The organism is Curtobacterium sp. BNK-1 (assembly GCF_048685235.1).
Classification (GTDB): Bacteria; Pseudomonadota; Gammaproteobacteria; order Enterobacterales; family Enterobacteriaceae; genus Pantoea; species Pantoea agglomerans.
Genome location: NZ_JBLQTJ010000001.1, coordinates 1,607,397 through 1,620,954, shown reverse-complemented (window position 1 = coordinate 1,620,954; position 13,558 = coordinate 1,607,397). Strand labels below are relative to the sequence as shown.

At 52.7% G+C, this 13,558-nt stretch carries 20 protein-coding genes; 9 read left to right on the top strand and 11 right to left on the bottom strand.

What is annotated here, in order from left to right:
• Positions 1-90: 90 nt before the first annotated feature.
• Together pdxH and ACMGGP_RS07740 are read right to left on the bottom strand one after the other, a co-directional pair.
• A complete protein-coding gene (gene pdxH, locus ACMGGP_RS07745) occupies positions 91-747 on the bottom strand; it encodes a pyridoxamine 5'-phosphate oxidase (RefSeq protein ID WP_010670068.1) in 657 nt (218 codons plus the stop codon).
• Positions 748-772: 25 nt separating this feature from the next.
• Positions 773-1,087, bottom strand: a complete 315-nt coding sequence (locus ACMGGP_RS07740; protein WP_187513612.1) for an MliC family protein — start codon at positions 1,085-1,087, stop codon at positions 773-775.
• 189 nt (positions 1,088-1,276) lie between these two features.
• Between ACMGGP_RS07740 and ACMGGP_RS07735 the strand changes: the two genes are divergently transcribed.
• The 4 genes from ACMGGP_RS07735 (at position 1,277) to ACMGGP_RS07720 (ending at position 3,043) form a co-directional block, all read left to right on the top strand.
• On the top strand, positions 1,277-1,480 hold the full coding sequence (locus ACMGGP_RS07735) for a hypothetical protein (protein WP_003848989.1): 204 nt from the start codon (positions 1,277-1,279) through the stop codon (positions 1,478-1,480).
• A 367-nt stretch (positions 1,481-1,847) separates the two neighbouring features.
• The gene (locus ACMGGP_RS07730) at positions 1,848-2,081 is read left to right on the top strand and encodes a YgdI/YgdR family lipoprotein (protein WP_010245442.1); all 234 of its coding nucleotides are present in this window, start codon (positions 1,848-1,850) and stop codon (positions 2,079-2,081) included.
• 15 nt (positions 2,082-2,096) lie between these two features.
• Entirely contained in the window at positions 2,097-2,327 is a 231-nt protein-coding gene (locus ACMGGP_RS07725; RefSeq protein WP_010245445.1) for a YgdI/YgdR family lipoprotein, read from the top strand.
• Positions 2,328-2,770: 443 nt separating this feature from the next.
• Positions 2,771-3,043 (top strand): hypothetical protein, encoded by a 273-nt coding sequence (locus tag ACMGGP_RS07720; protein ID WP_022625718.1) that lies wholly within the window; start codon positions 2,771-2,773, stop codon positions 3,041-3,043.
• Positions 3,044-3,594: 551 nt separating this feature from the next.
• Here ACMGGP_RS07720 and ACMGGP_RS07715 read toward each other — a convergent pair.
• The 4 genes from ACMGGP_RS07715 to umuD all read right to left on the bottom strand — a co-directional run bounded on the left by ACMGGP_RS07715 (position 3,595) and on the right by umuD (position 6,512).
• Positions 3,595-4,209: a TetR/AcrR family transcriptional regulator gene (locus ACMGGP_RS07715; RefSeq protein ID WP_033757531.1), complete on the bottom strand. Its 615-nt coding sequence runs from the start codon at positions 4,207-4,209 to the stop codon at positions 3,595-3,597.
• 185 nt (positions 4,210-4,394) lie between these two features.
• On the bottom strand, positions 4,395-4,670 hold the full coding sequence (locus ACMGGP_RS07710) for a hypothetical protein (RefSeq protein ID WP_033767133.1): 276 nt from the start codon (positions 4,668-4,670) through the stop codon (positions 4,395-4,397).
• Positions 4,671-4,821: 151 nt separating this feature from the next.
• Positions 4,822-6,090, bottom strand: coding sequence for a translesion error-prone DNA polymerase V subunit UmuC (gene umuC, locus ACMGGP_RS07705; RefSeq protein WP_045140393.1), 1,269 nt, complete (start codon positions 6,088-6,090; stop codon positions 4,822-4,824).
• Between the two features lie 2 nt (positions 6,091-6,092).
• Positions 6,093-6,512 carry a translesion error-prone DNA polymerase V autoproteolytic subunit gene (gene umuD, locus ACMGGP_RS07700; RefSeq protein WP_010245460.1) on the bottom strand — a complete coding sequence of 140 codons (420 nt, stop codon included), beginning with the start codon at positions 6,510-6,512 and terminating at the stop codon, positions 6,093-6,095.
• A 335-nt stretch (positions 6,513-6,847) separates the two neighbouring features.
• Between umuD and ACMGGP_RS07695 the strand changes: the two genes are divergently transcribed.
• Positions 6,848-7,099: a hypothetical protein gene (locus ACMGGP_RS07695; protein ID WP_010670062.1), complete on the top strand. Its 252-nt coding sequence runs from the start codon at positions 6,848-6,850 to the stop codon at positions 7,097-7,099.
• A gap of 109 nt (positions 7,100-7,208) precedes the next feature.
• Here the strand turns inward: ACMGGP_RS07695 and ACMGGP_RS07690 are convergent, their stop codons facing one another.
• Positions 7,209-7,433: a hypothetical protein gene (locus ACMGGP_RS07690; RefSeq protein ID WP_010245468.1), complete on the bottom strand. Its 225-nt coding sequence runs from the start codon at positions 7,431-7,433 to the stop codon at positions 7,209-7,211.
• A 585-nt stretch (positions 7,434-8,018) separates the two neighbouring features.
• On the opposite strand from ACMGGP_RS07690, the gene ACMGGP_RS07685 reads away from it, so the two are divergent.
• From ACMGGP_RS07685 to ACMGGP_RS07675, 3 genes are all read left to right on the top strand, one after another.
• Complete coding sequence (locus tag ACMGGP_RS07685; protein ID WP_498798327.1) at positions 8,019-8,231, top strand: biofilm development regulator YmgB/AriR family protein; 213 nt, start codon at positions 8,019-8,021, stop codon at positions 8,229-8,231.
• Between the two features lie 289 nt (positions 8,232-8,520).
• Positions 8,521-9,369, top strand: a complete 849-nt coding sequence (locus tag ACMGGP_RS07680) for a manganese catalase family protein (protein WP_498798326.1) — start codon at positions 8,521-8,523, stop codon at positions 9,367-9,369.
• A 64-nt stretch (positions 9,370-9,433) separates the two neighbouring features.
• Positions 9,434-10,297 (top strand): glucose 1-dehydrogenase, encoded by an 864-nt coding sequence (locus tag ACMGGP_RS07675; RefSeq protein ID WP_498798325.1) that lies wholly within the window; start codon positions 9,434-9,436, stop codon positions 10,295-10,297.
• Here ACMGGP_RS07675 and ACMGGP_RS07670 read toward each other — a convergent pair.
• Positions 10,290-11,300, bottom strand: a complete 1,011-nt coding sequence (locus ACMGGP_RS07670) for a UV damage endonuclease UvsE (protein WP_033779260.1) — start codon at positions 11,298-11,300, stop codon at positions 10,290-10,292. The two genes, ACMGGP_RS07675 and ACMGGP_RS07670, sit on opposite strands and share 8 nt — an antisense overlap.
• Before the next feature lie 101 nt (positions 11,301-11,401).
• Between ACMGGP_RS07670 and ACMGGP_RS07665 the strand changes: the two genes are divergently transcribed.
• Positions 11,402-11,767: an MmcQ/YjbR family DNA-binding protein gene (locus ACMGGP_RS07665; RefSeq protein ID WP_010245482.1), complete on the top strand. Its 366-nt coding sequence runs from the start codon at positions 11,402-11,404 to the stop codon at positions 11,765-11,767.
• 104 nt (positions 11,768-11,871) lie between these two features.
• On the opposite strand, the gene ACMGGP_RS07660 is transcribed toward ACMGGP_RS07665, so the two are convergent.
• From ACMGGP_RS07660 to zinT, 3 genes are all read right to left on the bottom strand, one after another.
• On the bottom strand, positions 11,872-12,156 hold the full coding sequence (locus tag ACMGGP_RS07660) for a helix-turn-helix domain-containing protein (protein WP_010245485.1): 285 nt from the start codon (positions 12,154-12,156) through the stop codon (positions 11,872-11,874).
• Positions 12,149-12,469: a type II toxin-antitoxin system RelE/ParE family toxin gene (locus ACMGGP_RS07655; protein ID WP_010245489.1), complete on the bottom strand. Its 321-nt coding sequence runs from the start codon at positions 12,467-12,469 to the stop codon at positions 12,149-12,151. Before ACMGGP_RS07655 ends, ACMGGP_RS07660 begins: the two co-directional genes overlap by 8 nt.
• 140 nt (positions 12,470-12,609) lie before the next feature.
• Positions 12,610-13,257 (bottom strand): metal-binding protein ZinT, encoded by a 648-nt coding sequence (gene zinT, locus ACMGGP_RS07650; protein WP_010245496.1) that lies wholly within the window; start codon positions 13,255-13,257, stop codon positions 12,610-12,612.
• Positions 13,258-13,558: the final 301 nt, after the last annotated feature.

The following is a 13,558-nucleotide window of genomic DNA, read 5'->3' as shown; positions in this document are numbered from 1 at the left end:
GCTGAGTTGCGGAATCGAAAAAAATCAGGGCTATAGCATAAAGCGCTGACGCTTTCTGTGCCAGCGCTGATAGGGGCGAATCGTGCAGATTCAGGGTGCCAGACGGTCGATTTTCCAGCCGTCGTGATCGCGCTGATAGATGAAACGATCGTGCAGACGATGTTCGCCACCCTGCCAGAACTCCAGCGTGTGAAATTTCACCCGGTAGCCACCCCAGAAGCTGGGCAGCGGCACTTCGCCCTGCTGGAACTTCTGTTTAAGCTCCAGGAACTTTCCTTCCAGAATACCGCGTGCCGAAATACGGCTTGACTGCTTCGACACCCAGGCACCAATCTGACTGTCGCGCGGACGACTGTGGAAATATTTCAGCACCTCGAGGGGCGACAGTTTTTCCACTTCACCCAGCACCATCACCTGACGCTCCAGATAGTGCCACGGGAAGTGCAGAGAGATGCGCGGATTGTGCGCCAGCTGCAGCGCCTTACGGCTGCCGAGGTTGGTGTAAAACACCATGCCCTGCGCATCGTAGTGCTTCAGCAGCACGATACGCTGCCATGGCTGGCCCTGCTCATCCACGGTTGCCACGGTCATGGCGGTAGGATCGGGCAGTTTTGCCTCGCAGGCCTGGCTTAGCCACTGTTCAAATAGCGCGATCGGATCGTCCGGCAGATCCTTACGACGCAATCCACCGCGGGTATATTCACGCCGCAGATGGGCAATGGTGTGTAGCGTTTCGCTGTCGCTCATAATGCTCGCCTATTCAGATAACAAGTCAGCTGGCAGGTTGCAGCTCACAATCATTCACGACAATTTTATCGTTACGTTCGATAAATGCGCCGTTTCCTTTGGACCAGAACACATAGGTGTTATCGCTGTAGCGTGCGCCGGAAGCGGATACCGTCTGCTTCAGCGTCAGAGGCTGCCCATCCATAATGAAACTGACCTGCTGCTGCGCCTCGTCCAGCGTCACGGTCAGGGGCATGGTTCCGCAGCGATAGTGCAGGGTCTGCGGCGACGGCGGCTGTTTATGCATCAGGCTACAGCCTGACAGCAGTAGCACCGCGGCAATGGTTAATCCTTTCAACATTAGCGGGTCTCCTTCACGAGTGAAGCTGGCATTATAAGAAGGATTGGGCGCGAAGTAAGTGGGAATCCACGCCAATCTGGCAGATGCTGTCAGTCAGGCTGAATTATTGCGCCTTTTCAGACGGTTGTCTGAATGCACAGGCCGCGTTCTCAGGCTACGCTCTATAGATCTTAAGCGAGGAAGACAAACATGAAATTTGATAACGAAGATGCATTTAAGCTGGCAGTGGCGTTTATGAACCACAAAGAGAATGCCACCATCGCCAGCAGCTACTTTAAAACCTTTATCGACACCTACCAGAAATTTGACCGCTGGCTGAGCGCATCAGACCCGGTCAGCGCCATGAAAGCAGAAAAAGCGGCCGCCAAAGCGGGCGAAGACTCCATCCTCTGATCCGCTTCTCCACGGGTCCGATAGCCTTCAGGGTATCGGACCCATGAATCCCGCCAGACATTCCCCCACATGCTGACTATTTCCGCACAGCTATTCTGGCTTTTACGGAAATATCCGCTCTGGCTGCCGTGCTTATTTCCCGCATCAGCATCGATCTTATTTTGATACAGCGCATCTTCTGCTGAAATGGCACAGAACGGCTGGGTACATTTGCAATAAATGCTATTTCACGTCGTCATACCCCCTAATCAGCACCACACACTCCGGTTTTGTTTAAAAAACAGGCAGCGAGACGCGACAGGGCCAGCAAACCTGATAAAGCCGACTATGCTGTAAACGTTCGGATATACTTCATGGAGCAGAAAAAATGAAAATGAAATCCCTGTCAGCCATTGCGTTGCTGGCTCTCTCTTTAGGTACGCTGGCAGGTTGTGCCTCAAACCAGTCGATTAAGACCACCGATGGCCGCACGATTGTCACCGATGGTAAACCGCAGATTGATTCAGATACTGGTCTGGTTTCTTACCGCGATGCTCAGACAGGAAAAACTGAGCAGATCAATCGTAATGAGATCAGTAATATGAGTGAACTCGACAACTAATATAAGGTGAATAAGATGAAAAAAGCGCTGATTTTACCTCTCGCCGCATTGATTGGTATGACCGTATTAACCGGCTGCACCCGTACCAGTTATGCGATTCAGACTAACGATGGACGCACCATTATTAGTGATGGCAAGCCTTCTGAATCGGATGCCGGCCTGCTGGCTTATACCGATGCAAATGGCGTGAAGCAGCAGATTAATAAAGCGGACGTTAAAGCGGTCTCTGAAGTACCGAAGAAATAATCCGATCGCTGTTGCCCGATGAATAAAGCCGCCCACGAGCGGCTTTATTTTTGTCTGCGCCTGGCACGAAGTGGCGCACAGGCCCGGTTTTATTCCCCGGTGGTTTATAAATCAGAAATATCCGCTGCGGCGTGGCCATAATATGGCAGGCAACCGTGCGGATAGTGGTGCAGATAATAATCTGATAACGAAATGCGCCGTTCCGCCCTTATCTGAATTTCCGGCAACTCCCAGCTTTTTTAACCAGCATAATAGCTCAGCTTATTTCTCACAAAAAACCTCAGCCTGTTTTTATGCTTTGATATGAGTGGTTTACCGCCTCGATTAAAGGTTCACTTTATTTTCGGTAAATTTTAATCATAGCGCCCTGCTGTTTCCCACCTTTTAGTCCAGAGCGCCTTTAACTAGACTCTTTATATCGCTACTTAATCAGGAGGGTGCAGATGGTTTATCACGACAAAACAACGGGTCATATGATTCTTGGTGAAGCTGCAATTAATCTGGCTTTTGACGAACAGGAGATTACGCTGGTAGCACTGATTCGCCAACTGAGCGAAATGGCCGAACAGGAGCGCAACGATGAGCGGGTCACGCAGATTGCCGATGCGCGGAACTGGCTCAAAGGTTTTATCGAATCCTCAACGCGCGACCGTGCCGAATTAAACTGGCTGGTCGAGACCGGACAGGCGCCGGTTAATCTTAAAGATTATCGTTAGTTATGTGCGGGTCATTGCTGTTTATTTTGGGTGCCGGGCGCGCGCCTGGCCTCTCAGCCAGAGAAGCAGGGACAGCGTGGCAGTGGAATAGTGCATGTCGGCCAGAACGTGACCAGAACGTGAATTGCAACGCTCTGCACCCGGCTCCCGTGTCGGCCTGAAACGGCTTCCACGCAGATTGATGAGTGCTATTGCTCTGCACTCATCGGCCTGCCATCTGGCCGTTAACCGGCCTTCATCGGCTTCTCCCCACCTGCCGTCACGCTCAGCGCGTCAGCGGCTCCCCGTTTTCAGTCACCTGCAGCGTTTTTGGATGTTTCGCTGTAGGGGTTTCAAACCCACCACGGGCAGCAAAAACAGAACAGCCAATGGCTGCCACAAGTGTCAGTAAGATTGAGGTTTTCACGAAACGCGCCTTAATTTTCTTCGCTACAGGATAAAGCGTGAAAGCCTGGCACATAATCAGATGGGGGGAAAGGAAAGTGCAGAATTTCTCTGTCTGGAAGCCCAGGTCCGGGAAGTCTGTTTACTGATTGAGCGGCCTTGCCTGGTTACCCCAGTACTTTCAATGCCAGCGCCAGCGTCTTTTCTTCGTTAGTCACATCGCTGACCTTACCTGCCACCCGCAATCCAAAAGCAATACAGAGAATTAAACCGGCTGCCGCCTCGCTGTCCAGCGTGTTATCGATAGATCCATCCTGTTGTCCCAGCTCCAGCAGCGAGACCAGGAAGCGTTGATTACGCTGAACGACCTCATCAATGCGCTGCGCGAGTGGCTGATCCATCGTCTGCAGCGCAATCGCGCTGGCGACGACCAGACAGCCGCAACGCCCTTCTGTGGCACGTGCCGAATCCAGGTAGAATTGCAATAGCTCGGTTATTTTCCCCCGCCCGCTGGCACAGGGTGCCAGACGACGGTGCAACTCACTATTTCTCAGCAACAGATAGCGTTCGAATACCAGCAGGAAGAGCGAGCGCTTATCTTTAAACGCCTTATAGATGCTGCCTGCGGAGAGATGCATCGCCTCACCCAGATCGTTCATTGAGGCCGCGTGATACCCTTTTTGCCGGAAAACGATCATGGCGTGATCCAGAGCCTGTTCGATCCCGAACTCTCTGGGGCGTCCCCGCTCTTTGTTTTTATACGTTTTGGCTGTCGTGATCATTGCTACCGGCCTGGGGGGTGTGTTGCTGTCAAAATCAGTGGCGATTCTATCCCAGGCGCGGGTAACAAGCCAGGCCGTCCGTCACCCGTCACGCGCAGACGGCCCGTTATTTCCCGGACGCATTAATATGATTCGCCGCTGTCTGACCAGCCGCCGTCTGGTCTGCGGTGCAAGCCGGACGCGGTTCATTCAGATAAAGATGTTGTCTCTGTGCGGCCTTTTTCCCGCTGCTGGCTGCGCTTCAGCGCGTTTATTTTTATCAGCCATAACGTAAATTGCTTAATAAGCAGGCTGGCGTGGTTTTCATTGTCAGCAAAACAGAGAAAGAGTCGGGTTTTTATATTGCTGTTATCGTCGATCGCATAAATCTCATATTCGTCATGATGGCGGGATTTTATGATTGCTGTGAAATGTATTGCGGGCCAGAGCATCACTCTGGCTTCAAACTGCCTGAAATCCATTATATTTACCTGGTAATTTGCTTAAAATACCCGATGAAAAACTACTCATCGGGTCAGGCAAAGCATAACTTCCTGCCACTTTAATCGCGTGATAAAAAAAGCTTTTAGCAGAGGCCGCGGCTTCAGCAGCAGAGGAACATCGGGTCAGCCTTCACTTAAGCGCAACCACAGGCAGATCGGTTATCCGGGTGGTATAGGCAGGCGACAGCATCTCGCGTTTCATCGACCAGGCTTTGTTGATCCCCTGCCCGGCAAACCACAACTTCCCGCTGCCGAGCTTGTTGACTGTGTCGATCAGCTTCATCAGCTCTTCGCTATTGCGGCGTGGCTGATGTTCGTCAAACAGATCAAACTGAGCCACGCCCTGGCTGAAAAAATCCCCCAGCACGATGCCGGCCTTCATATAGCGATGTCCCTCAATCCAGATGTTATCCAGGCACGCCATTGCAACTCTGATGATGTCGCGTGTGTCCTGCGTCGGAATCAGCAGTTGCTCCATCGACTGATTGCCATAAAAGGGTTCGTCAGTCGCATGCGGACTGGTGCGCACAAATACCCCTACCTGACGGCAATATTGATTCTCACGGCGCAGCTTCTCCGCCGCACGCTCGGCATACGCGCAGACAGCCTCGCGCATCTGATCGTAGTCGGAGATACGGCTGCCAAACGAACGCGAACACATGATTTGCTGTTTTACCGGCGTCACTGACTCCAGCTCCAGACAGGATTCGCCACGCAGCTCTCTGACAGTGCGCTCCAGCACGACGCTGAACTGTTTGCGGATGGCCTCGGTGCTTTGATCGGCCAGATCTTTCGCCGTCATGACGCCCATGGCGTTGAGCCGTTTGCCGATCCGATGACCCACGCCCCAGACTTCCGCCACATCAATCAGCGCCAGCAGCTTTTTTTGTCGTTCAGGGTCCGACAGGTCGACAATGCCGCCGGTTTTGCTCCACTTTTTGGCCGCAAAATTCGCCAGCTTGGCCAGCGTTTTAGTCTGTGCAATGCCGACGCCCACGGTCAGATGGGTCTCTTTGCCTATTCGTTCTCTGACCTGGCGACCAAAGGTCTCCAGCGCCATACAGTTCTGCACGCCGGTGAGATCCATAAACGCCTCGTCGATCGAGTAGATCTCCACCGACGGCGCCATCTCTTCCAGTATGGTCATCACCCGATGGCTCATGTCGGCGTAGAGCGCATAATTTGAGCTGAAGACCTGCACCGCGTGACGCGTTAGTTCTTCACGCATTTTAAAATAGGGCGCGCCCATTTTGATGCCGACTTTCTTTGCCTCGGCGCTGCGCGCAATCACGCAGCCGTCGTTGTTCGACAGCACTACTACCGGTTTACCTTTAAGGTCAGGCCGGAAAACGGTCTCACACGACGCGTAAAAGCAGTTCACATCGACCAGCGCGAACATGGTCAGTGGGTCGCTTTAATAACAAAGGTCACAACGCCAAACACTTCCAGCGCATCTTCGGTCTGGATAGCGATCGGTTTAAATTTGGTATTCATCGGCATCAGTTGCAGGCAGGGATGAAGCTGGAGACGTTTAACGGTGAATTCACCTTCCACCGCGGCGACCACAATATCGCCGTGTGAGGCGGTGAGTGAACTGTCGACCACCAGCATGTCACCATCATTGATGCCCGCCTCAATCATTGACTCGCCGCTGACACGGACAAAATAGGTGGCGCTGGGGTGCTGAACCATCAGCGCATTGAGATCAATACGTTGTTCGACATAATCCTGCGCCGGGGATGGAAACCCGCACGGCACACGTTCGATATATAGCGGTAAAGGCATAACGGCACGAATGTCCGCAGGTTTAATGAATTCCATAATTTCGCTCCTTTTTCAGATTACTGTATATAAACACAGTAATAGCTAATCCCCCTTTTAATCAAGTGACATGGAACATCTTTAAGCGAAAGGGTTGATGGTAATGCACTTTTTTTTAAACGTTTTTTCGCATTGCCGTCAGAGTAAGCGGAAACGGGTTACTTTCACCGCACCGCCGGAATAGCGTCGATTTCTTCTTACAGTAAAGAATCTTATAAATTCACCGGCTGATTATTTTTACTTAAGGAAAATCTGACAACGCTTCTCTGGCATTCGGAGAGGTTTGAATATTACGGGCGGGCTGGTTATTCTGCTTTTTTAAGCATGGAGGGATTATGGCAGACGACGATCGAATCAAACATCTTGAAGAGGCAGTTGCGCAGTTAAGGGTTGAGACTACGGTATTAAAAGCGATACTCGGTCAGCAAATTGCGCTGAATAATCTCAATTACAAAGGGAAGTTTGACGATGTACTGGCGGCGCTGGCGAAAGAGTATGCCGAACGCGGTCTGGAAGAGGGCAATAACCAGGCTATCCATGATGCCCTGCGTCAGTATATTAAATATGAGCCACCCGCAATGGAATAAGCGGATTTTCCGGCAGCGTCCGATTGCCGGACTTTATCGGCTCCTGAACGCTGCCACCGCCCTGTCCTGCACCGCCTCCGCAGCAGCCTCAGACGATACCGGTTAGTATTTACACCTCGCTGTCACTCTCCAGCGCATCCTGAATCGCGTCGGCCAGATTAGCAACTTCATTCGCCACGGCCTGCAGATCCCAGGCGGTTTTTGAGCCGGTTGCAGAGGTGGAGGCGCTGACGGACTCCTTTGCCACTGACAGAGCAGCAGCCACGGCGACCGAACGTTTATGTTGTTCCTGAGTCATGCCCGCAGGCGGAATTGCGAAATAGTCGTGAACCATGATCATTTCCTTGTGATAAATAAGGGGTCAACCTTAGCCTTCTGCATCAGGCGTGGGAAGTGAATTATGCGGCATGGCCTGTCAGACGGCCAGGATTGCAGCAGCACAATCGCACCCGCCACTTTTCCAGCGCTGAAACCTGTACAACTTTGGCTGAAATCTGCGGAAAAAAGCGGTTTTAACGCATTGATGTGTCGTCAGCACAATCCCCAGCCTCCTGGTCTGAAAATCGCCACCCCTCTGAAAACCTCACCAACTCACTGTATTTATTCAATTAACCATCGAAAGCCTCTTTTTTCACTTTAAACATGCTTTTTACATACACCACCGACCAGTTAAATTTTGTCAAATTTCATTGTACAACTTTGCGATTCTTGTATAACTTTGTCTCGTGATGTTAAATCACTTGTAACGAAAGGTGCTTTGCACCGCATCTGAAGGTGTTGTGGATTTCCACCTTCAGATGCATTTTTTTTTGCGTCAGCCGGTAACCGGATCTGAATCGACGCGTTCTTCCCCCCATTTCTTATGAGGCCTGACATGCAAACAACGATGAATACAGAGTCTCAGATTTCTGATTACTTCATGAACTCTGGCACAGCGCTGACCACTGAAAAACAGGTTATCGCCGCAGTCCATGCCGAGCTCGCCCATGCGAAAACCCATGTCTCCGATAAAGACATTGTGCTGGGCCTGATTCACCGCCTGGAGAGTGAGCGTGACGTGGTTAAGCAGGATATTTACCGTCAGGCGCTTGAACATGTTCTGCAGCGCGCTTCGGCGACCAGCGACAGCTAAAAATCTGTGTCTGTTATGAGGGAACGCGAATTAGCATGGATGCTTTTCCCGTCCGGAATCAGCCCCTGTTATGGGGCTTTTTTTATTCCTCCTGCTCTGAATCACTTGTCCCCTTCACACCGCTAAGATTGCCTGCCCCACCGGACCAGATATAGCTCCGGAAAACACCGTTTTCGCCATTTATTTAACCTGAAATTCCGGTTAATTGCTGTCGTTTCGCTTTATTTATCCGATATCTGTGTCCAGGCTTTTTCTGCATCTACTGCAAACACAGATGAGGAAAATAATCATGTTTCATCATTCATCAAAACTTCAATTCCCGGTTCGTGTAGAGAAACCCGATCCAGAATTTGCCATGCTGCTCCAGCAGGCCATCGGCGGCGTCGAAGGTGAGATTCGTGTAGCGATGCAATACTTTTTCCAGGCGATGGGCGCGCGCGGTGATGTGCGGATTCGTGATCTGCTGATCTCGACCGCTACCGAAGAGCTGAGCCATATCGAAATGCTGGGCTACGCCGTGGCGCTTAACCTTGAAGGCGCCCCGCTCTCTTACCAGGAAGCGTCAGCGAAAGATCCGGTAGTTAATGCAATTCTGGGTGGAATGAACCCGCGCCATATCCTCTCTTCCGGTCTGGCAGCGATGCCGGTTAACGCCAACGGCATGCCTTTTGATATGAGTCATATCTATGCCTCCGGCAACGTGGCGGCCGATATGCTGGCTAACGTCACCGCAGAAGCCACCGGCCGCGTACTGGCTACCCGCCTCTACAACATGACGGAAGACAAGGGCATGAAGGACTTCCTCTCCTTCCTGATCGCTCGTGACACTATGCATCAGCAGCAGTGGCTGACGGTGATCGAAGAGATGGGCGGACTGAACGCGTCGCTGCCGATCCCGAACAGCTTCCCGCAGGAGCATGAGGCGCAGGAGCACTCTTACTACTGTCTGAATACCTCGCTGGATAAACCGCTGCCGGAAGGTCGCTGGAGCAGTGGCCCGGCTTACGATGGCCATGGTCAGTTCAGCGCGAAACAGCAGCCAGAGATTCTGGGTGATGAGCCGCTGCTCGGCAATGCCCGTCCCGGTTCTGGTGCGCAGTCAGAGCAGATTGACGGCGTTACACCACCGAAACTGTAATTACTCGCCTGTCAGGGTTTGATGCCCTGACAGGCTTGTCCCACCTTTTGACGGAGGAATAGTCATGTCATCGACTCAACGCCCGCAACCCCCTTTTGCCGAACAGCAACAAACGCCACCGGGTAAAACCGCGGCGATGCAGCCTCAGCCCGATCACGGCGAAGAGAGTTATCAGGGTTCAGGCCGCCTCACGGGGAAAAAAGCCATTATTACCGGTGGCGATTCCGGCATTGGCCGGGCCGTCGCCATTGCCTTTGCCCGGGAAGGGGCCGATGTCCTGATCTCCTATCTTGATGAACATGAGGATGCGCAGGATACCGCCCGGCTGGTTGAAGAAGCGGAACAGAAAGCGGTTCTGGTGCCTGGCGATATTACTGAGGCGTCACACTGCAACGCCCTGGTCGATAAAGCCGTCGAAGCCTTTGGTGAGATTAATATTCTGGTGAACAACGCGGCGTATCAGATGACGCGCGAATCGCTGGATGAGATCAGCGACGAAGAGTTTGACCGGACCATGAAGACCAACCTTTACGCGATGTTTTACATCACTAAAGCGGCAACACGGCATATGCCTGCTGGTGGATCGATCATTAATACGGCCTCGATCAATGCTGACCAGCCGAAACCGAAGCTGCTCGCCTACTCCGCCACCAAAGCCGCCATCGTTAATTTCTCTGGCGGCCTGGCAGCCTTACTGGCTGAAAAAGGTATCCGTGCCAATGCGGTCGCGCCCGGCCCTATCTGGACGCCACTGATCCCGTCGACCATGCCGGTTGAACAGGTGAAGAACTTTGGCAGCGAAGTGCCGCTGCAGCGTGCCGGTCAGCCTGCAGAACTGGCTGCAACCTATGTGATGCTGGCCAGTGATGAAGCCAGCTACATTTCAGGTGCGACCATCGCCGTGACGGGCGGTGTGGCCATTATTTAACGTTCGCCGATTCCCTGGTCGCTTCGGCCAGGGGATTAGCTATCAGCTTCTGTGTTATCCCCCACTGGTAGAGTTGTTCCCGCGCCAGATTCTTCATTTTCACTTCGCACATGATATCGAAATCCTGAAACGACAGTGCCCATGCATTCAGCGTCGGATTAAAGAAGTAATCAGAGTGCGCCCGCAGTTTGCTTTTGCTCACGCCCAGCTGCTGCTGATCGGGCCAGCCCTCCTGCGGAATCATCCCCTCCTGCGAAATCGAATAGTGCAGCACCGGCCGCACGCCGCGCCAGGATTCGATCACTCTGGCTACACGCGCGTCATCCGGCTGAATAAACTCACTCTCTTTTACCCAGTGATGGTGAATATCCAGCACCACCGGACAGAGCGGTGCTGCCTGCAGCACGTCATCCAGCGAGCAGGAGATCTCATCATTCTCCACCGTCAGCATCCGCCGCGCTTCCGGGCTGAGCTGATTAAACGACCGTTTGAAACCGTCGAATCCCGCCTTGCCGTTCATATGAATGTTGATTTTAAAATCCTGGAAGGTCTTGCCATATCCCATCAGACAGGCGCAGAGCGTGTGATACTCCACATCCTCCAGCGCGCGCACCACCACATCGGGATTATCGGAGGCGAGCACGGTATATTGTCCTGGATGGAATGAGAGACGGATGTGATGCGCCCGCGCCAGCTCGCCACAGCGGGCAAAGAGCGGATAGAGTTCGGGCAGAAATTCGGTGAACAGTGGCGTGGCCTCGGGAACCGTATAGAGCGGTAACAGATCGCTGCCAATACGCATCATCCTGAGTGGCTCAGGTAAGGTGGCCAGATGCTCAAGCGTCAGGTAGAGATTGTTGAGGTTAGTGACGGTAATCTCATAGATCAGCTGATGACGTTCATCGTGCGATAAACTCAGAAACCGTTTACGGGTGGTGGCGCGAAGCGGGAAAAACTGTTTGCCATCGCTGTTGAGATACTTACATGCAAAGCCTAATTTCATGTCTGCTCCTGATTTATGCTTATCAGAAGTGTAACAGGCCCCTGGCGACCAGCCAGTCGCGGGCCGCAGACTCAGGCTGAATAATTACAGGGAGACTCACTATGCAGGGCCATGAGATCCAGCGCATCGCCATTGAAGCGGCTGAGCGGCTGCCCGCCGCTGAATGCAGCTATCCATTCGGGCCGGAACATCAGGTCTATAAAGTGTGTGGCAAAGTGTTTTTACTGCTGACCGAACTGCGGGGTGTGCCGATTATCACCCTGAAATGCGAGCCGCAGCAGGCGGAGCTGCACCGGGTGATCTATCCCTCGATCACCGCCGGTTATCATATGAATAAACGTCACTGGATCACGGCCTATCCCGGTGACGACCTCTCGCCTGGCTTGATTCAGCAGCTGGTTGAGGATTCGTATCAGCGTGTGGTTAAGGGTATACCCGCCTCGCGCCGCCCGGCCTGGGTGGGATAAAACCCGTGGAGGGGTGCGTGTGCACCGGAAAGAAAGTTTGCTTGATAGCAGGCAAGATAAATAGCAGGGCCAGCATTGTTCTGGCACCTGCCGTCATCTCTCAATCAAAGAGAGATCTGGGGATTTTCAACGCCACAGGCACGGGCATAGCGGGCGAGTGTTTCAACTGTGGCTTTATCTGCGCGACGCTCGGTGCGTGACACTGCCGACGGGCTGACACCGAGCGCCTCCGCGACCTGAGCGCTGGTCATTCCGGCGCTTTCCCGCCATTTGGCTAACTGCTCGCGCAGGTGCTCTGCCCGAACTTCTGCCTCGTAATGTTCGCGAACAGCCGGATCAGATAAAATTTCTTTGCGGGCCGTCGTCCACGCAACTGATTTCTTACTCATCGTTTAACATCTCCTCTAAACGGTGCGCCGCTGCCGTCATGACTGCTGCTGGCGTTTTCTTTGTCTCTTTCACAAAAGCTTTCAGGATAAAAATACGTCTGCCTTTCTGGTAAACATACACCGCTCGCCCAATCTCATTGGCCTTCGCCCTGAGCTCAAAAAAACCCGACCCTAACGGTTTGGTATCCGGCTCTCTCAAATCAGTTCCACGGGCAGCCAGTTTATCTATTTGCCGGGCCAGCTTAGCCCGGAGCATCTCTGGCATTGCCTTAATTTCAGTGAGCGCGTCCTTGTGTATCGTTATCTCAAACATAGATCCTCCGTTGGAGTTAAGTTAACTCATGAGTTAACTTAACTCAAGGATCTATATTTCCTCAAACGGGGGAAATGAATCCAGTCGCTATCCTTGCGAAACAGCTCTGATCCGCGGAGCATCTGACACCGGCCCGGCTCTCAGTGGTGCAGCATCTCCTCCACGACCTGTGAGTTCATCATCTGGTAAGGGTAATAGGTCGGCCAGTTATCCATCTCCGCCAGCAGGGCTTGCTGAGAATCGTTGCCCATAAAGATATGGAAATGGGCAGATTTACGCGGCCCGATGGTGTGGTCGCTGAACTGCACATATTTCGGCGCTTTGCTGCCCGCGTCCTGGCATTCAAACAGGTAGCGCACCCCTTTTTTACCTGAGGCATAGGTCAGGATTTTGTGGCCCGCATACCGGTAGTGGCAGGCGCTGACCTGGTCGCCGATGTGGAACTCCATCACGCCATTTTCAATACCGATGGTATCGACGTCGGTGGCGTAGCCTTTGCGGTAATACGCTTTATACTCCTCTGCCGTTTTGCTGTGATCCTGCTGCGCTTTCTTCTGCCAGACCGGGTCCAGCTCCCCGCTTTGCAGCAGCGGATAAACCGACTGCCACAGGCCATCCCAGTCAGCGAGCGGACGATCTTTCACATCGCTGTCAGCAAAAACCCCTTCTGCCGCTTTCTGCTCCAGGGCTGACAGCGGTTTTCCATGTGCATGCGTGCCGTGTGCCAGCGACGGCTGGCTGACTAACAGTGCGCCCAGTAGCCCAATCCATTTACCTGCATGATTCATCAAAGTCTGATACCCCGGTCAACGTTACAAAATGAAATGTTATGATATAACATTTCTAACTTCAACCAAAAGCAGCAAACTCCAGCATTAATTTTATTAATCGGTTAATGCCCTGCATCAGGCAATGAGCGCCTCCTGCGGCGGCAGATTCTGCATCCTCTGAAACCTCACTTTCCGTATAGCAGGCGCGGGCTGGAACGCCGTTAAGCCAGACGGCACAAGGCATGAATAAGCGAAGCGATAATCCGGATTGAGAGATAAGTGCGCTTTTCTGGCGGACAAAAAAGGCACAGTCGTCACA